The organism is Clostridium aromativorans (genome assembly GCF_020908015.1).
GTDB lineage: Bacteria > Bacillota > Clostridia > Clostridiales > Clostridiaceae > Clostridium_B > Clostridium_B aromativorans.
The window spans coordinates 1-19,437 of sequence record NZ_JAJJPB010000027.1 but is presented as its reverse complement, the minus strand read 5'-3'; the positions used below and the strand labels follow the sequence as shown (position 1 = coordinate 19,437).

The 19,437-nt window shown below is 31.4% G+C and carries 18 protein-coding genes; 7 read left to right on the top strand and 11 right to left on the bottom strand.

Going from position 1 to position 19,437, the window contains the following annotated elements:
• Positions 1–14: 14 nt before the first annotated feature.
• The 3 genes from LN736_RS15670 to LN736_RS15660 all read right to left on the bottom strand — a co-directional run bounded on the left by LN736_RS15670 (position 15) and on the right by LN736_RS15660 (position 4,510).
• Positions 15–1,076 carry a DUF917 domain-containing protein gene (locus LN736_RS15670; RefSeq protein ID WP_229981942.1) on the bottom strand — a complete coding sequence of 354 codons (1,062 nt, stop codon included), beginning with the start codon at positions 1,074–1,076 and terminating at the stop codon, positions 15–17.
• A 32-nt stretch (positions 1,077–1,108) separates the two neighbouring features.
• Positions 1,109–2,692 carry an OPT/YSL family transporter gene (locus LN736_RS15665; protein ID WP_150358556.1) on the bottom strand — a complete coding sequence of 528 codons (1,584 nt, stop codon included), beginning with the start codon at positions 2,690–2,692 and terminating at the stop codon, positions 1,109–1,111.
• A 183-nt stretch (positions 2,693–2,875) separates the two neighbouring features.
• The gene (locus LN736_RS15660) at positions 2,876–4,510 is read right to left on the bottom strand and encodes a PucR family transcriptional regulator (RefSeq protein ID WP_179977646.1); all 1,635 of its coding nucleotides are present in this window, start codon (positions 4,508–4,510) and stop codon (positions 2,876–2,878) included.
• 238 nt (positions 4,511–4,748) lie between these two features.
• Between LN736_RS15660 and LN736_RS15655 the strand changes: the two genes are divergently transcribed.
• From LN736_RS15655 to LN736_RS15630, 5 genes are all read left to right on the top strand, one after another.
• Positions 4,749–5,312 (top strand): sigma-70 family RNA polymerase sigma factor, encoded by a 564-nt coding sequence (locus tag LN736_RS15655; RefSeq protein ID WP_150358554.1) that lies wholly within the window; start codon positions 4,749–4,751, stop codon positions 5,310–5,312.
• Complete coding sequence (locus tag LN736_RS15650; protein WP_150358553.1) at positions 5,309–6,709, top strand: hypothetical protein; 1,401 nt, start codon at positions 5,309–5,311, stop codon at positions 6,707–6,709. The genes LN736_RS15655 and LN736_RS15650 overlap by 4 nt, the downstream gene beginning before the upstream one ends.
• A 338-nt stretch (positions 6,710–7,047) precedes the next feature.
• Positions 7,048–8,253 carry a MerR family transcriptional regulator gene (locus LN736_RS15640; RefSeq protein ID WP_179977647.1) on the top strand — a complete coding sequence of 402 codons (1,206 nt, stop codon included), beginning with the start codon at positions 7,048–7,050 and terminating at the stop codon, positions 8,251–8,253.
• Positions 8,254–8,334: 81 nt separating this feature from the next.
• Positions 8,335–9,510 (top strand): DegT/DnrJ/EryC1/StrS family aminotransferase, encoded by a 1,176-nt coding sequence (locus LN736_RS15635; protein ID WP_150358551.1) that lies wholly within the window; start codon positions 8,335–8,337, stop codon positions 9,508–9,510.
• Between the two features lie 6 nt (positions 9,511–9,516).
• On the top strand, positions 9,517–10,641 hold the full coding sequence (locus LN736_RS15630) for a DegT/DnrJ/EryC1/StrS family aminotransferase (protein ID WP_150358550.1): 1,125 nt from the start codon (positions 9,517–9,519) through the stop codon (positions 10,639–10,641).
• A 68-nt stretch (positions 10,642–10,709) separates the two neighbouring features.
• Here the strand turns inward: LN736_RS15630 and LN736_RS15625 are convergent, their stop codons facing one another.
• From LN736_RS15625 to LN736_RS15605, 5 genes are all read right to left on the bottom strand, one after another.
• Positions 10,710–11,480 carry an alpha/beta hydrolase family protein gene (locus LN736_RS15625; protein ID WP_179977648.1) on the bottom strand — a complete coding sequence of 257 codons (771 nt, stop codon included), beginning with the start codon at positions 11,478–11,480 and terminating at the stop codon, positions 10,710–10,712.
• A 27-nt stretch (positions 11,481–11,507) separates the two neighbouring features.
• A complete protein-coding gene (locus LN736_RS15620; protein WP_150358393.1) occupies positions 11,508–12,206 on the bottom strand; it encodes an arginase in 699 nt (232 codons plus the stop codon).
• A gap of 121 nt (positions 12,207–12,327) precedes the next feature.
• The gene (locus LN736_RS15615) at positions 12,328–12,849 is read right to left on the bottom strand and encodes a QueT transporter family protein (RefSeq protein WP_229981941.1); all 522 of its coding nucleotides are present in this window, start codon (positions 12,847–12,849) and stop codon (positions 12,328–12,330) included.
• Positions 12,842–13,591 carry a hypothetical protein gene (locus LN736_RS15610; RefSeq protein ID WP_229981940.1) on the bottom strand — a complete coding sequence of 250 codons (750 nt, stop codon included), beginning with the start codon at positions 13,589–13,591 and terminating at the stop codon, positions 12,842–12,844. The genes LN736_RS15615 and LN736_RS15610 overlap by 8 nt, the downstream gene beginning before the upstream one ends.
• Positions 13,592–13,856: 265 nt before the next feature.
• Positions 13,857–14,345 (bottom strand): prolyl-tRNA synthetase associated domain-containing protein, encoded by a 489-nt coding sequence (locus tag LN736_RS15605; RefSeq protein ID WP_229981939.1) that lies wholly within the window; start codon positions 14,343–14,345, stop codon positions 13,857–13,859.
• Between the two features lie 590 nt (positions 14,346–14,935).
• Between LN736_RS15605 and LN736_RS15600 the strand changes: the two genes are divergently transcribed.
• Together LN736_RS15600 and LN736_RS15595 are read left to right on the top strand one after the other, a co-directional pair.
• Positions 14,936–15,256 (top strand): PadR family transcriptional regulator, encoded by a 321-nt coding sequence (locus LN736_RS15600; protein WP_119972289.1) that lies wholly within the window; start codon positions 14,936–14,938, stop codon positions 15,254–15,256.
• Positions 15,257–15,262: 6 nt separating this feature from the next.
• Positions 15,263–16,207, top strand: coding sequence for a permease prefix domain 1-containing protein (locus tag LN736_RS15595; RefSeq protein ID WP_229981938.1), 945 nt, complete (start codon positions 15,263–15,265; stop codon positions 16,205–16,207).
• A 331-nt stretch (positions 16,208–16,538) separates the two neighbouring features.
• Here LN736_RS15595 and LN736_RS15590 read toward each other — a convergent pair whose 3' ends face one another.
• From LN736_RS15590 to LN736_RS15580, 3 genes are all read right to left on the bottom strand, one after another.
• Positions 16,539–17,312, bottom strand: coding sequence for an SDR family NAD(P)-dependent oxidoreductase (locus LN736_RS15590; RefSeq protein ID WP_119972295.1), 774 nt, complete (start codon positions 17,310–17,312; stop codon positions 16,539–16,541).
• Between the two features lie 161 nt (positions 17,313–17,473).
• Positions 17,474–19,090, bottom strand: a complete 1,617-nt coding sequence (locus tag LN736_RS15585) for a sigma-54 interaction domain-containing protein (RefSeq protein WP_162920278.1) — start codon at positions 19,088–19,090, stop codon at positions 17,474–17,476.
• Positions 19,091–19,146: 56 nt separating this feature from the next.
• A partial coding sequence (locus LN736_RS15580; protein WP_229981937.1) for a CoA transferase occupies positions 19,147–19,437 on the bottom strand: 291 nt, incomplete at its 5' end.

Genomic DNA, 19,437 nt, shown 5'->3' with positions numbered 1-19,437 from the left:
ATATATTTAAATAATTATAAAATTTTTTTATTTACAATTTCCCCAGCCTGGGTAATTAAATTTACATCTCTCATTCCGCTTCCAAGCCTCAGATTTTCCCTGGAAGTTTTCAATATCTTGACATTTTGATCTTTTTTTATTTCCGCACTCGTCACTGGCAAACCCGTATTACTGTCAAAAGTCATTATCAGATCGGGAAAAGACGCCAGCCTCTCTCCATTTTTCTCAAGAGTCATGTATTCATTCCAAAATGTTATTTCAAAACTTCCTACTCGCACCTTGCCTGTATCAAATCCACCACTTGTTTTCAAATCTATTCTGTCAACTCTGCCATCTGCAATTATCTCACCATTTAAATACTCTGCCGTTTTTTCAGGTGCAGTACATGGATTTTTTCCTAAAGCTTTCAAAAACACTTTTCCAAGTTCAATCGCATGTTTCACACCATGCAAAGCAGCATTTTTCTTTACATACTTCACAGTAACGGGATTCCTTACAACTGCAACAAGTCCACCTGCACATACAGAGGCTTTCCTTACCATATTGGAAGTGTTTTCTATAGAACCCTTAACAAATATCTCAATATGTTTGTTTATTTCAGGATTACCGCCAACTGCTGTCTGGCAGGAAACATAATCCTTAATATTGTTGAGTCCCATACTTCCCATGACACCTGTAGGATGGGCTCTCCCATTACAAGGAGCATCTACAAGCGGCAGATCCAATGCTGCAGACTGTATCCATCCGTTTATGGAGGAACCTCCGCCATTTTCATTTGTTATTATTCCTCCTATTTTCTTATCCACATTCTGTTCAAATATTTTTATAGCGTCTATGGCATCTTCCGGTGACATACGCTGTAAATTAGCTGCAGGAGCCCCTACTGCAGAACATGTAATTATGAGTCTATCTTCTGGAATGTCATCTATATCAAGCATTTGAATGTTTCCATATCCAAGAGCCGCTTTTCCAAGCTCCATTCCAACCTTCCGGGAGCCGCCGCCACCACCTCCAAGTATATTCCCGCCGAAAACGGCATAATTTAAAACTTCATTATCAATTTTTATTTTCCCCATAAAAATTCTCCTTTTAAAAAAATTAAAAATTTTCATTTTCTCAGTTTAACAATAGGACTAAAGAAACTAAACAAAGCATCTCCTGCTATTACGCCCCCTGCAAAGATACTGAGAGGTGTCTCCGATTCTTTTCCCTTTAGTTTTATAAATATCACCCTTATCAATATACCAACAAGCACGGCCCAACAGGCGTTCTTAGATGTTATAAGAAGCCCTGTAGCAAACAAAACACCAAGTTGTCTGCTGGATCCACCTATAAATTGAAGTATTATCCCAGGAATCATCCAGATAAGAAGTTGTTTTGCGACCTCAGCTGACGCACCAGCCTTAATTGTGGATATATACACCTTATCTATTGGAGGCACAAGATCCTTGGAAAAAAAACTGTTATGAGCCAGGAATACAATTATCATAGCTATTACAAATGCTACAATAGCAGCTATATACTGATGCTTTCTTCCTAACAGCTCAAATTTTGAATTATTTCCATTTCCACGGAGTACATAGCCGGACTTTAAATCATATCCCATATCTGCAAAAGCAGGCCCCGTTGCAGCACTAAATCCAGCAAGCAGTGCCAGACCTATGGGCGGAAATCCTATAAGCATGCCGATTATAAGTGTAATAAATGCTATGGCAAATGCAGGAAACCACCCTGAATGCATTGCTGCAATTCCTACTAAAAGTTCGTGAACAAAAGCAGCTGCAGCAGCATAAATCACAAACCCTATTATCATTTTTGTAGTCATTTTAGAAGCAAGTCCACAAGTTATAGCAATTCCAGAAGCAATCAACGCATAGGCTATATACCCAAACAGTAAAGACTTTTTAACTCTTGAAGCCGAACGAGTATAGCTTACATTTTCTGATTTATTCTTCACTTCTTTCTGTTTAACAAATATAATCTTGAAAATTTGGCATATGGCTATAAATCCTGCACCTATCATAATTCCATGTGGTATGTAAAGCGCATTTACATCTATATTAAATAAGGGCTTGGAATACTGATTTATTAGAAGACCTATTCCAAACATAGATAATGCCCATATATTTCCTATAAATGATATACCAAAAGCCGACATCGGTATGTGCAGGAAAGATCCAATTACCCCAACTATAGTTCCAATACCAAGTATGCCTGCTCTTTTACCACCTTTGTCACCTGCAAGTATAGATTCTGCAGTGGCAACTCCCGGCGGCCATGCACCTGACGCTGGAAACACTTCAGAATCAAATACATTATACAAAATGGCAGAATCCACAATCATGGCAAAACTAACACCTATCAGAAGTGGAATTACAAGATCACTTCTTCCAATCAGAAACGGAATGCCTATAGGTATCATCAAGCTATTAGCAGCCCCAAATGTAGCTGATGATATCGATGTCTGTACAATATTTTGCCTGTGTATTGATCTAAATTTTCTAAGTACATTTAAAGGAATTCTTGCTATAAGCATGGCAATAAGTGCACCTATTATAGAAGTATTTGGCGTTACTCCAAGTGTAGTTACTAGCTGCATCCCTATTACTGCACCAAGTATAGCGCAAAGTACATTTACTATAAATGCAACAGGTTCAAATACGGATGGATGGTTTTCTAAATTATTTGTCATGTAGTCTTTCCCCTTTCCTCTTTATCTATGAACAATATATTAGAATTATAATCATTTTTCAGAAAATATAACATACTGTAATTTCATAAAATAAAATCCACATATTTACGCATTGTCATAAATATGTGGATTTTATTAATATGTTTTGATTTTTTATTTTATATATTTATTAATTTAAAAATTTTAGTCTTTTATCATGCGATAGAGCTTAATTCCAATTTGAAGTGCAAATATTCCCTCTGAACTGTGAAGTGAATATCCGGTTAAATCTTCTATCTTATTCAATCTATATCTTAAAGTTTCAGGATGTATATGTAATTTATTAGCCACCAGCTTTTTTTTCATGTTGTATTTAAAAAAGCATTCCAATGTTCTAAGTAGTTCACTTTTATTTTTACTGTCATATTCCTTAATTCCACCTAGTGTTTTACTACAGTATTCAAAAGTTTGCATATTCTCTTTTAATGGATAAAGTAATTTTATTGTATCCAAAGAGTCATAATATAGTACTATATTCTTTTTGGTATTAAACAACGATGCTATATAGCATTCATTGTACATCTTCGGTATATCTACTATATCGTCATACGATCTTGATACTGAGAAAAACACTCTCATACTATTATTATAATTATTTATGTAGTTGTTTATTTTTTTTACTACATAATCCAGAGATACAACATCCTCCAGACAAAAAAACAAAATTATCCTGCTATTTTCTTCCGTAATAAAAAAACCATGACCATTAAAAATCCTTGCAATCAAATTACATATTTCTTCATTTAATTGATTGCCTAAGATTTTTGAATCGTTTTTTAAACCACGATTTACATTTATACAAATTCCAATAAATCTACTCTTATCATTCCATCCATAGTCATTTTTTATATTAGAATAAAATTTATCTGGTAAATTTCTGCTGTTTAAAATCATATTTGTTATCATCATATTTACATTAACTATATTCAAGGGCTTGTTCTTTTCCTTTGCCAGTTTCAATTCAAGCATTCTTTTCCCATTTTCAATTACATCCATATAAATACTATTTTTAGATAATCTATTAATAACATACATATACCCTAAAAGTTTATTATTATAAGACAATCTATATATATAGACATCATAACCATAGCATTTTATTTTAGCATGGTCATGCATTTTATTTGCAGCAAATTCTTTTACTTTACTTTTGACCATGTCATTGACCGTATCGAAAAGTTTTTCAACTATATTTTTGTATACTAAATTAAAAACAGAATCCAAAATTATTATACTTAAACCAGTAAGTTCCGATAATGCTTTAATCGTATCTTCAGCATTTTTATCTTCTAACATAAGTCTAAGCAATCTATCATGCATTTTTTTTGATTCATATATATGCTTGTTTTTTTTATATAAAAGTGAATTATAGAAACTGCTTAAAGCTTTAGTATATATAAAATTACAAGGTAATACTATAAGTGGAATATTGTATTCATTTGATTGATCTATCATCTTTTGCGGTATAACATCTATATATCTTTTCTCCTTAATTGCAAGTGCAGCAGCCCCTTTTTTATATGCCCTGTATACAGCATTGTCCAATTCATCTTTTTTATCTTTAAATGCATATCCAGCACTCAGTAAAAATTCATCACCTTCCAGCCATTCTATTCCATCTGGAGTCTCAATTATCGTTATATTCCTGCACTCATTGTCAAGTCCATTTTTTCCAGCTATAACTCTGCCGGATTCAAAGGCAGGTATACTTAAAACTTCTCTTACAAGTAAACTGTTTTTTAAATCTAATTTATTAGAGTTCTTTGAATTTATGTCCATTTTTTCTCACCTCTTCACAACAGATCTCCCACTTTTCATCTAATGTTTAACTTTTTTTATACTTGGATTTATCTAAGTATTATACAACACAAAGCACAAAAACACATCATTTTATAAATAATATTTCATTTCTTCAGTATAAACGCATGAAAAGTAATATTTTTTTCCAACATCAAGTGAAATACTAACCATATTATTCGTATTAATTAGTGAGATAATAAGACGGAAGGAGTTAAAGATGAAAATCAATGATAAAAACTTTTTATTAGAACTTAAGAAAAAAAATCCTGCAGCCCTGGAATACATAATTAATACTTACTGCAATTTAGTTTTTAAAATTGTACTAGATGTACTTGGAAATGATAATTATGAAAATGCAAAAGAATGTATTAATGATATATATCTTTTAATATGGAATAAAAGCCACTTATATAATTCTAAAAAATCTTCATTTAAAAATTGGCTTTTAGCTGTAAGTAAATATAAGGCTATAGATTATAAAAGAACCTTATATAAGCAGAATAACCTTCAAATAGAAGAACAAACCTTAATCTCCAAGACTGATATTGAAAGCGAGTATATATCAAAGGAAAAAAAAGAAGAATTAATAAAGCTTTTACAATATGAGCATAAATTGGACAGAGAACTATTTATACGAAAATATATTTTAGATCAAGATATGGAAAGTCTATGTAAAAATTTTAATTTATCAAAAGGTGCTGTTTACAATAGATTATGGCGCACTAAAAACTCACTCATAAAAAAATTAAATATTTCAGGTGAAATGGAGGTATCAAAATGAAATTAAATTTAAATAAAGATGATGTATTAATGCTTTTAAATGATGTTAATATAAGGGAAAATGAATTTAGCAATATAGAACTTAATAAAATTGAAAAGAAAAGAATCTGCAAAAATATTATTGACAAAGTAAATCCTAAAGAATCCAAAGTTAAAAGAAATTTTGTTGCGGCAGCTATTATCCTCTTGATAGCTAGTCCTATAATTATATCCCAGAAAGATGTCTTAGCTAACATGATAGAAAAATTCACTGTTATATCCGGCATTGGAGAAGTAAAGATCTCTTCAGATACCCCGAAAATTCTTAAAAACAGTCTTAAACAGGGTAATATAACTTTAGCTAATATGTATGTAGACAAAAACAAAATCGTAGTTACTTTAACCATTGAACCAGAAGAACTTAAACCCTCTTATTACATTATTAGAGACAAACAGGGCAATTCCTATGAACTTCACAGGAGTGATAATCTTGCCATGATGCCAGATAATCATATAGGCTCATATAGGCTAGAGTACAATGGCAAAGTAAAAAACTCCAATAATTATACTTTAAGTATTCTAGATAATGATAGGAAATTTACTAAAGCAGCTTTCAAGCTAAAAAATTCTGATTTTAAAGAAGCTCCTGAATCAAAAATCTTATATACTGCAACTAATGGAATAACTACATTAAATGTGACTTCATTAAAAAAGGAGGGAAATATTTTAAAAGTAGATTACTATTTTACAGATACCTTACCAGATTTTAAATCTAAAAGAATAGATAAAGTTAATTGTGGAACCTTTGAAGAAGGCAAGCAATGGGGATTCAAGGAACCAACTAGTACAAAATTAATAAATAATAATTCCATACAGGATTCCCTCATTATAATTTCTGATGAATATAATAACGCAGTATACGGACATAACAATACCAACTATTTAGACCAGGGAAATGAATCTTTATTTGATTTGAGCAAGCTTACCGGTAAAAAGCTAAAATTAACTGTTCCAAAGGTAGTATATCATGTTCAAAATGATTACATGGGTAAAAATAATGATTTTAAGATAGACTTGGATGTTCCCAAATCAGGAAAAAGCATTTTAAATAAAACTGGTGAATATAAGGGAATCAAGTATAAAATCGTCAGTATTGAACGCCTATCAGATAACACTGTAGAACTAATTTACAGTTATATAAATGACAGCAGTTCAAAATTGCAAACTTGGGATATGTACTTGGGAAGTGTTACCATAGGACAAAATGGAAACAATCACTGTAGATCACATAATAGTACAATTAAACATATTCTTCAAAAGGAAAAAGATATAGGCGATAATTTACAATTAAATGAAATCAACGGATCTTTTTCTTCAATTGGTCCTTTTGAAATAAATCTGCCGTCAACAATTAAATAATTTTCTATTTTATTTCTATATGACATTCATCCAGAAAATGCCTATATAAAAAAGTAACGTTAATTAAAAATAGCAGCCGTATCCAGATTTGATTTGCAAAAATCTCGATACGGCCTAACTTTGTCTATGGCACATAGACTACGTTATCCATAGCAAATATTTTGTCACAGTAGCATGCAGCTATATATTTAAATCATGTATATGTGAAAATACCGTCATATCTTGGACTTTTAATATATCCATAACTTGAAATTGATATCCAAATACAATCATAAAATAGGGTATTGCACCTTACCTTACGTAATGTGGTACAATAGTTTAAGTAGAGGTGATTTACTGTGTCTGTTCCAAAATCTGACTTAGTTAGTATAGGTCAATTTGCCAAAAAATCTGGTGTCACTTTGAGAACTTTAAGATATTATGATAAAATTGGCCTTTTAAAACCATGTTCTTATAATGAATATGGACATAGATTGTACAGTTTTGAGGATTTTAGCAAACTGCAAAAGATAATGACTCTTAAGTTTATAGGGCTTTCTCTCGAAGATATTTCCAGGATAATGAATTACGATATAAATCACAACGATTTAAAAAAATCTTTGGAAATACAAAAAGAGATAATGAAAGAAAAAATATATCACATTAAGACTGTAATAAAATCCATAGACGAGGCTGTCTGTATGCTGGACCAAAATAAAGAATTGAATTGGAATAAATTCATAAACATAATAAATGTAATAAATATAGATCAAAAATGGATAGAACAATATGAAAATGCCTCCAATTTAAATGCCAGAATTAGAATACATGAACTTTTCAGCACTAACAAACAGGGTTGGATGAACTGGTTTTTCGAACAATTAAATCTACCGGATAAAGCCACTGTATTGGAACTTGGCTGTGGCAACGGCGAATTATGGGCAAAAAATTTGTGTAAAATTCCAAAAGCATGGGATATAACTCTCACTGATTTTTCTGCGGGTATGCTGGAAGATGCAAAAAAAAATTTGAATTCAAAGAGATTTAAATTTAAATTAGTAGATGCACAGGACATCCCCTATAGTAAAAACAGTTTTGACGTAGTAATCGCCAACCATATGCTTTACCACGTAACCGATATAGGCAAGGCTTTTTCAGAGATTTACAGGGTTTTAAAACCCAATGGATATTTTTATGCCTCTACAGTTGGTAAAAATCATATGAAAGAAATGAGGGATATTGTCAAAAGATTTAATTCACAGGAAATAACTACAGACAGTTGGAATCTTACAGAAAAATTTCAACTTGAAAATGGTCTTGCAGAAGTTTCAAAATGGTTTAAAAATGTAACTTTAAAAAGATACAAGGACAACCTGAAGGTAACTTCCTCCGGCCCTCTTGCAGATTATATATTTTCAATGCCAGGTAATACAAAAAATATACTTGATGAAACCGAACTCCACAATCTCAAAAACTTTTTACAGTCTGAGATAGACAAAAATGGATATATTTATATAACAAAGGACACTGGTTTTTTTCAAGGTATTAAATCAAGTGAGCCTTAAATTCATGTGGAGTTCACCCACTACGTGTTAGCAATGTTAACTATCAGACTAAAAATTAAAAGTAGAAAGGACTTGATATTTATGAATAAAAAAATTCCCTTTTCTCCTCCAGATATTACACAAGCTGAAATAGACGCAGTAGTAGATGTTTTAAAATCCGGATGGATAACTACGGGACCTAAAACTGCTGAATTTGAAAAAAAGATATCTGAATACTGTGGTTCAAATCATGCTCTCGCACTGGCAAATGCCACTGCAGGCCTTGAAATTCTACTCAAGGTATTTGATATAAAAAAAGGTGATGACGTAATAACCACTCCCTATACTTATACTTCAACCGCCAGTGCAGCTATTCACTGCGGGATACTTCCCACCTTTGTAGATGTAAAAAAAGACGATTTTTTAATTGACCCTGAAAAATTGTATGACGCTATAAAACCAAATACAAAGGCCATATATTCTGTAGACTTTGCAGGAGTACCAGTGGATTATGATGCCATAAAACAGGTTTTAAAGGATAAGGGACGTGAAGATATACTCCTGGTATCCGATTCTGCTCATGCTTTTGGTGCATCCTACAAAGGGAAAAAAGTTGGAGACCAGGTAGATGCCCATGTTTTTTCCTTTCATGCAGTAAAAAACCTTACCACTGCCGAAGGTGGAGCAGTAACTTTTAATGACAATCATCTGTTTGGCAAAAAAGATCTTCTCAGGGAACTTAAACTGATGTCTTTAAACGGTCAATCCAAGGACGCTCTTTCAAAGACCAAAGCAGGAGCATGGCAATATGATGTGTTGTTTGTCGGATCAAAATGCAATATGGCTGATATAAACGCTTCAATAGGTCTCGTTCAGCTTTCCAGATACGAAAATATTTTAAAAAAGCGTAAAAACATATTCGATATTTATACCAATGCATTGAAAGATAAAGATTGGGCAATCATTCCTTTTGAAAAAAATGATGATAAGGTTACATCCTATCATCTATATCCACTTAGACTGAGAGATTTTACTGAAGAAAATAGAAATAGTGTAATACAGATTCTTGCAGAAAAAGGCATTGCTACAAATGTACATTTTACACCTCTGCCAATGTTCACAGCTTATAGAAATCTTGGATATTCTATAGACAATTATCCAAATACCTATTCACAATATGCAAATGAAATAACTCTTCCCCTCTATTCAACACTTTTACCAGAAGATGCTGAATATGTAGCACAGGAACTCATTAAAGTAGTAGAGAAAGTGAGGTAAATATATATGGAAGTTAAATTTTTTACACCTACAAGAGAATATACTGAAAAAAAGGATGAATTCAACAGAGCAATACATTCTGTATTAAACAGCGGAAATTTCATAATGGGCAGAGAAGTTACTGATTTTGAAGATGCCATAAAAAAATACACCGGTGCTAAATATGCAGTTTCCGTAGCTTCAGGAACGGATGCATTGGTTATATCTTCAGACATACTGGGATTCAAAAATGGAAAGGAAGTAATAACTTCTCCCTTTACTTTTCTTGCTTCTACTTCCTGTATAGCTAAAGGCGGTGCAAAACCTGTCTTTGTAGATATAGATGAAGACACATTTAATATAGATGCCAATAAAATTGAAGAAAAAATAAGCCCCAACACTGTGGGTATACTTCCCATACATCTATTTTCTCAGATGTCGGATATGGATAAGGTAACCGATCTGGCTTCTAAGAACAATTTAGTCGTACTTGAAGATGCTGCAGAAGCCTTTGGTATGAAATGGAAGGGCAAGAACAATGATGTATATAGACATTCGGGTACCATAGGTGACATGGGTATATTTTCTTTTTTCCCAACTAAAACTTTAGGTGGATACGGTGATGGAGGAATGATAGTTACAAATGACGCCAAACTGGCTGAAATGGCAAAGATGTTCCGGGTTCATGGAGCTTCCAAGAAATATCACTATGACTATTTGGGTTATAATTCAAGACTTGATACAATACAGGCCGCTGTACTGTCAGTTAAATTAAAATATGTAGATGAAGCTATTGAAAAAAGGGAAAAAGTCTCAACTTGGTATAAAGAGAGACTTGATAACTGTGACTATATAAAAATACCTAGTGTAAAAGGAGAACAAAGACCCGTATATTATGTATTTAACATATTGGCACAAAGTCGTGATAAACTGGCTGCATATTTAAAACAAAATAATATAGGCACGAGCATATATTATCCAATCCCACTTCACCTTCAAAAATGCTTTAATTATTTAAAATATAAAGAAGGTGATTTTCCGGTAGCTGAAAAAGTATCAAAGGAAATACTGGCACTTCCAATATATCCTGAGATAACAGAAAATGAAGTGGACTTTGTATGCTCTACCATAAAGAGATTTTATAAAAAATAGGCCATTATTTACTGGGACTTCCCATTTCTGATTTCTCTGAAATGGGAAGTCCAAAATATATAAATAATTTATATTATATATTTTTTTGTAAAATCCACTATGTTGTCTGCCAGCTGCTTAAAATAGGCCACACTTGAATAGCAGTGATCAGCTCCGGAAACAAACTTTAAAAAAGCTTTATCTTCCAGCATTTCTTTAATCCGCTTGGAATAAAGAGGCGGCACTGATTGATCCTCCGTTCCCTGAACTATTAGTACCTTTCCCATTATTCCTTTCAAATAATCAAAAAAATTATAGTTAAATGCATCTTCTACAGCACTCTTATAAAGCCGGTTATTTTCAAATTCTATATATCCAGTGTGCAGAAATTTTTCCAGTTTGCTCCCTCTCACTTCATTTATAAATACATCATACATATTGAATGCAGGACTTATAAGAACAGTATTTTTAATTAAATTTGAATAATTACAGGCAATTACTGCTGCAACTGCACCGCCCATACTGAATCCCAAGATATTTATTTTATTTTTGTCTACATAATAAATTGAATTTACATAATCAATAACTGAACTGCAGTCTTCAATCTCTCCAGATATCGTCAAATCCAAAAAATCACCATCACTCTCACCACTACCGGCAAAATCAAATCTTACAGAAACTACTCCCATACTTTCTAAAATCCTGGCTATTTTCACAAACATAAAATCATGGCCCAGCTTGTTCCCCATAAATCCATGGCAGAAAATTATGCACGGCATTTTATACTCTATTTCAGGTCTATTTATAATCCCCCTCAGGACTTTCCCGGCCTTGTTCTTTACTTCAAAATTTTCAACCACATTATCAATCCCCCTAAAAATAGAATATTAGAGTGTTATATATATTTTATCGGAAAGAGTAAGTCCTTTTGGATCCCATTCTCTTTTTGGGCATTTAAATATCTTATAGGGTCTATTCAAACTCTTTATGAATCCATAAAATTCTGCATCCAACCAAGGAGGTGTCCAGCTTCCCGATCTGCATATGTGAATATAGTCCACAGCTATTTTGTCCTTAAAGTCCTCCGTTTCATGATAACTTACATGAAATTTTTCGTTTATTTCCTTAAATTCCTTCTTGCTCTCGTAGGTATATGGACTGTAAATTATGCTTACCTTCTGAACTATTTTATTTTTTAATAATTTTCCGAGCCAATTACCGCAATTCAGTTCAAAATTAAGGGACTTCAGTCCTCCATATCCTAGATCTGAATGAGCATCAAAATTTATCACTTTATCACATTTGTTGTCTTTTGCTATATAATAGGAAATTTTATGGGAATCAGATACATACATCTTCATCTCCTTTTTTATAATAAAGTATCTCTTGATTCTATTCCAAAATCCTATGAGTTCTCTACCCGTTCTAACTGATTTTTCTACATTTTCTCCATTTTTCATATCTTCAAAATATCTCTTATACCATATATTAATATTATTTCTTCTGTTTTCAATATAGGAACCACACCATTTCCTCTTTATAGGAATGAAATAATCCCAATCAATACTCAGAAGATTCTTCCCCATAATACAGGTTCCCCCTTTTATTCAGCTCACAATTCACAGTTCACAATGCACAATTAATGAGGATTTTCGGATAAGTTCGAAAACCAACAAGATTTGATATTGAACTCTGACATTTGAATAACTAGCCCTTTTTTATGTTTTGTAATTTTATGCTCTCCAATTTTTTATTATCAAGCTTTATCTTTATTCTATCCAAGAATGCGGAATTTTTAAATATCTTTTTGAATAAAAAATATCCCAAAATCATAACTGCCAGTTCTCCCACCGCCTGGGTAAAAAATGTATAGAAAAAAGGCACCTTGTACAATACATGAAGTTCCTCCGCTATAGCCGCACTTCCTAAAACAGGCCATATAATCGAAACCGCCATATTCTTGGTTTTCCACATAGCATAGGTGGCAACAAAAGTTGCAAAGCTGCCCACGAAAACGTCCACTATACTGAAGCTGTAAAAATTCGATATTGCACATCCTAAAGTAAGAGATATTATATAAAAAGGATCTATAAAGGCAAGAAAGTTAAGCACTTCACTGATTCTAAACCCTATGGGACCCCAATAGGAAAGCTGCCCCAATGCAATAGTTACCACTATATATATTGCAGCCACTACAGCCAATTTTACCAGTTTACCAGTTCTACTCATTTATCTTACCTCCAACTCCGTCCAGATCTGCATTACATCTGGCATCTATATCATCCAGCACCTCTACTCTACTATAATAGGTTGTCTGTAAGGTTCTGAACAGTTCACTGTTATAAAATTCATCTACAAGCTTATTGTCTCTCTTTACCTCAGTGCTGTTTTCACAAAATACATTCACCGTTACCCTTTCAAAGTATTCAAGTGCAAGCTTTACATCTTTTTTAAGAGCTTCAAGTGTCTGTCCCCTCATTCCAAAGAGAAGATTCACCCAGTCAAAATTTTTGAAATCACATGCTTTTCTCGGTCCAATTCCCTTGTGGAGTACATTTTCCCTGTAATCCACATCAAAGGTCTCCGCACCTACTATGAACTTCAGCTCAACAGGAGAAAACCGTTCTTTAAAAAGCTCTATATTCTCCTCATATTTCACATGTCCCTCAAAAATAACCTGTTTTATGTTCTTCTCCCTGCACAACCTGATGAGCTCAAACACAGTACAGACATCCAGTTCACTCGTACTTCCGGAATTAATTACCTGAAGTACTCCATATTTTCCCGTAACTCTCCTGAGCACTTCAGAATTCAGCTTATAATTTCTAAAGGCACTGCTGTCCTGATCCAGATGGTAATCGCAGAAAATACACTTTCCCCAAAAACACCCGCTTCCCCTTAAAAGCACAATTTCCCTGGGAAGCCTCTCAGTAATTTGTCCATATCTTTCCAATTTCGGTAAAGCACTCATATTATCTCTCCTAGCCTGTTTAAAAATTTAAAAGTATAAGAAACGTTAAATGCCACCCTCACACAATCTATATCTAAAATAACAGAGACAATATAAAAAGGTGAAGAAATTTCCCCACCTTATATATCACAAATAGACTATTGTAATTGAACTGTCAATAGCATCAATCCATAGTTTTGTTTATAGACAGGATGGTTCCGAACTGTCATTTATGTAATTTTATATATTATAGAACCACGTAGTAACTCATTTTACACTATCTAATTTAAATAGTTACATATTTAATATTATTTTGATTTTGCTCTATTAGCTTTTTCAAGTCTTCAAAAGAAATCCAAACCGTTGCAGTATTATCATTAGGATGAACTCCAAGCTTATCTTTACCTATAAGAATCTTATCAAATACTACTTCTACGGAGGCATTTATATCATTTATTACTCCAAGTGGTGTTACTTCCCCTTTCTTAAGCTTCAAATATTTATCAAGTCTTTCAGCTGATGCAAAACTAAGCCTTGTGGAACCCAATTGCTTTTGAAGACTTTTTAAATCAGCTTTCTTATCTTTATCTAAAACTACAAGAAAATGTCTTTTACCTTTTTCATCTCTAAGAAATAAATTTTTACATACATCTCCTTTGTCAGTAATCCCCAAATCATCCATTTCCTCTATTGTAAAAACAGCCGGATGGTTTGTAACTTCATATTTAATATTTAATTCATTTAATTTCTCAAAAACTTTTTCTTGCTCACTCATTAATATTTCCTCCTATTATTTAAAATTATATTTAAATTAATCGATAATGTAAATTTGTCATCTTATATTCAAATTTTATGTATATATTTCCGTATAAAATATAGGGTTTGTAATTCCAAGCTTAGGTTATACGTAAGCTTTCATTTATAACCCTATACCTATTTATAGGTTTTACAATACCTTGATTAGATATCCATTTTATATACATATTCGACACTTATAAAAAAAGACCTTCTTTAATTATATTTATTATTTCTAGCCAGTAGCTTTTCATTAATAACCAGCAGCAAAATTCATACTAATCACAAAACAAATTACTCAATAAGAATAAATACAGGTAATAGTATTAATTTTATTAGTAACACTTCTGATGTAATCATCCTATTGTTTCTTATATGGTCTTTTATATAGTTACGAATCTTTGATTAGCTGTTGATGATTTCCTTTATACTACAATAATTATTGTAAATTTAGATTTTTTATAAAATATTCGTTTATATTAATCTTCCTTATATTATATTGATTGACATTTAATTATTCAAATGGTAATATTGTGTTATGATATCATCGTAATACGAGGTACTTTAATTATGAATAAACAAATTATGAAAGGAAGTATCGATATACTTATTCTTATTTTAATAAACAAAAAGGATTTATATGGATATAAAATTTCAAAAATTATTAAAGAAAAAAGTAATATGACTTACTCTATGGGTGAAGGGACATTATATCCTGCTTTAAAAAGATTAGAGGGTAAAAATCTAATTAAATCCTATTGGCAGAATAACAATTCAACTTATAAGCGAAAATATTATTCAATCACACCATTAGGTAAAAAAATTCTACAAGAGAGTCTAAATGAGTGGAACAAAATAACCAAATTAATAAATAATTGTATGGAGGATTAACTAATCATGTTGGATTTTAAACAATTTGTAGAAGACATTATTGATAAAAGAGGTATTAATGAGAATGATAGTTTAGAATTAAAAGATGAAATCCTATCACATCTTTCATTACTAAAAGATGAATATTTAGAAAAAGGCTATAACGAAGAGGAAGCCATTAAATTGTCAATTAAAAATTTTGGTAATTCTAATTTGATAGGTAATAATCTGAAATCAAATCTTCCTTCTAAAAATAAATATTATAAATTTAACTTTAAGAATATGATTAAGCTTATTTGTAATATGATTTTACTTTATTTAATTCTTGTATTCTTTTTTGCATGCATTATAAGTAAAAATATAAATTCTAAATATTTCTCAATAGTAATTCCTTTTATACTAACTATTTTTTCTTTTTTATATATAAACATAAAAATAAATAATACTAAAAGTGCTATAAAAAGCATTATCATATGTAATATATCTTCATTTATAATCATAAAATTACTTTCAACTTTTATTTTATTTATTGCGGTAGTATTATTTGGTAGTCCATTTAATAGATCACTTTTATGGTCATTATTTTCGTATTTAATTATTCATATATTTATTTCATTTATGCCATTTGTTACATTTACTATATCTTCAATAATATTTACAAAATTATCTAATAAGATTATTTTTTCTAAAATTAGGAACATATATGAAACTAAACTTACTTCCGTTTTGTTTTTTTTCTTATCAATAGTATTATTAATAAGTTTTTACATGCTTCCAAATAGTAATTTAATACTAAAAGGAATATTAATGAATTTAACAAACTCAAAAATCATACAATTTCATAAAAATATATTATATTTGGTTGTTAATGAAAATATATTAATTCCTAATATTGGTTTAATCTTCTTATTATTTTTACTAATCAAGCTTTTTATGTTAATTTATAAAAAAGGTATTAAAAGCATATTTTAATTTGACTAACTTATTGTAAATATTATTAAAATATAAATGTTTTTAAGTATAAATATTACGAAGTGCACTGTAAATAAGCATATTAGAAATTAAAAATCTCAAAAAAAGTATTGGAGGAAATCAAATAATAAAAAATGTAAACCTGAGTATAGATGAAGGTGAAATTTTAGATTTATTAGGTGAAAATAAAGACCATTCATTTTTTCGAGTGGTCTTATTTCTTATATTTGTTCTTTTTGCAAGAAATCTGAGCCCATGGATTCCAAAGCAAATATTCATACAAGTATTTAGGATGTACTCCAAATTGGACACTAGAATTGATACTAGTAGTTTATAATCTTCTTATCAATTCCCATATCCATATCATGATCTCATGTGGAATAAATTTAGCTGCTATTCTATGAATGAAACATACTGGTCCTGGAGTTGATACCGGAAGTCCTATTCTACTGTCATTAAGTGCCATAGCTGCCACACTTTTTACTTTACTTGAAAATATGAAATTTCTTATCTTTCCTTCACCCTCACTATGTTTTGCCTTAGGAATAAATTCAGTATCCTTAATCCAGTAAGGACAAACTGCTGTTACATGTATACCTCTCGGAAGCAATTCTATTCTGAGTGCTCTGCTGTACCTGTAAAGAAATGCCTTGGTAGCTGCATATATGTTTAAATATTGAAAAGGCTGGAAGGCAGCTGTAGAACAGATTTCCATAATACGGCTTTTCTTTTTCATGTATGGTAATACCGCTATAGTGACATCAACAGCAGCACGACAATTTAAATCTATCATATTATCACTGTCCTGGCGGCTTATATCCTTATAACTCCCTATTTTACCGAAACCTGCTGAATTTACCAGCATATCTACCTGCGGTTTTCGAGTTTCCAAACATTCAATTAAATAATCAATACTTTCTTTTTTAGTAAGATCAAGAGATAAAATCTGAATTGGAATACTAACTCTGTCAGCCAATTCTTTAAGACGTTCTTCTCTTCTAGCAATAACCCAAATTTCACTGATATTTTCTTCTTTAGAAGCAATCTGACAAACAAACTCTTTACCAAGCCCACTTGAAGCACCAGTTACTATAGCAATTCCCATTTTAATCCTCCTCATGATTTATGGGTTTGTAATTCCAGGCTTACGTATAACTTAAGCTTTCATTTATAAACCCTATAAACACTTTTCTATGACTTTATATATTATTATACTCCTCTTATCTATTTGTATTAAAAAAACTCCAACTTAAGCTTAGTTGGAGTTTATTTGCAATATTTTAATATTAATCTAGAAGCGGTACTTTGTGAGATATTTAAATATCTAGCTACTTTATAAGAACTCTTATATATTTTTCTTGCTTTTTTTATAATTTCCGCTTTATAATTGTCCATAGTTTCATTCAAATCATATACTTCATATAGCATAGAATCAGTTTGTTCTATAATATCTATCTTTGTATTCTCCCCATCAATTTTAGGCAATTCTATAACATTACCAGATAAATTTTCTAAATCTTTTTTAGAAATTATATAATCAGGAAAAGGCGCGCCTATTACTGATATCTCCAAAAAATGCTCAAGTTCCCTTATATTTCCGGGCCAGTAATAATTACTTAGCACTGCTTTAGAATACTCAGATAATTTGATTCTAGTATCATATTTATTATTAAATAAATTTAAATAGTAGTTAAGAAGCACATCTATGTCTTCTCTTCTCTCCCTAAGAGGTGGAATTCTCACTACTCCAAGAGCCAATCTGTAATACAGATCTTCCCTGAACCTCCCTTTCTTTACTAATTGGAGCAAATCCTTATTTGTAGCTGCAATTATTCTGATATCTATTTTTTTTGGATGGATTGCTCCTACAGGAATATATGTTTTTTCTTGAACCAGCTGCAGCAATTTTGCCTGTACTGTAAAAGGAAGTTCTCCAATTTCATCTAAAAAAAGTGTACCTGAATTAGCCTGTTCTACAAGACCTTCTTTCCCACTTGAAGACGCCCCTGTAAAACTTCCTTTTTCATACCCAAATAGTTCTGATTCTATTAATTCCTCCGGTATGGTAGTACAATTTATAGTCACGAAAGGCCTATTCTTCCTTAAGCTTAAGTCATGTATCCTATTTGCCAGGAATGTTTTTCCTGTGCCTGATTCTCCAAGCAGCAGCAAATTTACATCTCTAATAGATAGTTTATCTATACTAACCAGCAGCTCTTTTATTTTTTCGCTTCTAAATTCCATTGAATTTACTGAGTTTGTGGTATTGAAATATTCATTCTTCTTTTTAAATTTTCTAACTTTACGGTTTATTGACTGAATTGAATTTTTAAGTTGGGTGGCTTCACTTATATCCCTGCAATTTTCAACTACATATATAACCTCATGGTTTTCATTTAATATGGGCTTAAGAGTATTTAATATGGTCTTTTCAGTTGCAGTATGCTGTTCAAAACTTATAGTCTCCTTTGATTCAATGACTCTGTGGACCATAACCCTGTCAACTAATCCTTGCTTTTCAAGAAAACTTGCATCTTTCCCTAATATATCTTTTCTATCAACACCATAGTGTTCTTCAAAAGCCCTATTGCAATAAATTGCAATTCCTTTTCCATCCGTGACAAAAATTTCATCAAAGGAGTTTTCCAGTACATATTCAAGAAATCCATTTGTTTTTCCATCCAATCTAATAATATAAACCTTACAGTCTGAACATTCAGTTACATATAATTTTCCTTGATCTATAATTCCAAGATAATCTTTAATGTTTTTTCCTTTAAGCTGCGAATTCTTTAAAATGCTTTCAGCTAAAGTATTAAAATCTCGAATTACTCCATTTAAATCTGTTATGATCAGTCCTGAAGAATAAATATTCAATACCAACAAATATCACTCCTTCGCAAATATATATAATTTCAAAAACAATTTAACATTCCAAATTAAAATATACCTTTTTTCTTCATATTTTCATATTCGTCTTCACTTAAATTAAATATTTCTTTATTGTGCTGTCCTAGTAACGGAGCTGGAAAATCAACGTTTCCAGGGGTTCCTGACAGCTTAATTGTTACTCCTTGAAATTTTGTTTTACCCATAGTTGGATGTTCAATTTCAACCATCATATTTCTCGCCTTTATCTGGGGCTGCTCAATAGCTTCTCTCATATCAAGTACAGGTCCACAGGGAAGTCCTGCACTATCAAAAAGCTCTTCTATATATTTTCTCTTTTT

Coding starts and splice junctions, on each gene's coding strand:
- LN736_RS15620 (WP_150358393.1), bottom strand. CDS start 12,206: ATGGGGAAGAATCTTCTGAGTATTGATTGGGATTATTTCATTCCTATA.
- LN736_RS15590 (WP_119972295.1), bottom strand. CDS start 17,312: ATGGGAATTGCTATAGTAACTGGTGCTTCAAGTGGGCTTGGTAAAGAG.
- LN736_RS15650 (WP_150358553.1), top strand. CDS start 5,309: ATGAAATTAAATTTAAATAAAGATGATGTATTAATGCTTTTAAATGAT.
- LN736_RS15605 (WP_229981939.1), bottom strand. CDS start 14,345: ATGAGTGAGCAAGAAAAAGTTTTTGAGAAATTAAATGAATTAAATATT.
- LN736_RS15665 (WP_150358556.1), bottom strand. CDS start 2,692: ATGACAAATAATTTAGAAAACCATCCATCCGTATTTGAACCTGTTGCA.
- LN736_RS15670 (WP_229981942.1), bottom strand. CDS start 1,076: ATGGGGAAAATAAAAATTGATAATGAAGTTTTAAATTATGCCGTTTTC.
- LN736_RS15660 (WP_179977646.1), bottom strand. CDS start 4,510: ATGGACATAAATTCAAAGAACTCTAATAAATTAGATTTAAAAAACAGT.
- LN736_RS15655 (WP_150358554.1), top strand. CDS start 4,749: ATGAAAATCAATGATAAAAACTTTTTATTAGAACTTAAGAAAAAAAAT.
- LN736_RS15610 (WP_229981940.1), bottom strand. CDS start 13,591: ATGAGTGCTTTACCGAAATTGGAAAGATATGGACAAATTACTGAGAGG.
- LN736_RS15595 (WP_229981938.1), top strand. CDS start 15,263: ATGTTGGATTTTAAACAATTTGTAGAAGACATTATTGATAAAAGAGGT.
- LN736_RS15635 (WP_150358551.1), top strand. CDS start 8,335: ATGAATAAAAAAATTCCCTTTTCTCCTCCAGATATTACACAAGCTGAA.
- LN736_RS15630 (WP_150358550.1), top strand. CDS start 9,517: ATGGAAGTTAAATTTTTTACACCTACAAGAGAATATACTGAAAAAAAG.
- LN736_RS15615 (WP_229981941.1), bottom strand. CDS start 12,849: ATGAGTAGAACTGGTAAACTGGTAAAATTGGCTGTAGTGGCTGCAATA.
- LN736_RS15600 (WP_119972289.1), top strand. CDS start 14,936: ATGAATAAACAAATTATGAAAGGAAGTATCGATATACTTATTCTTATT.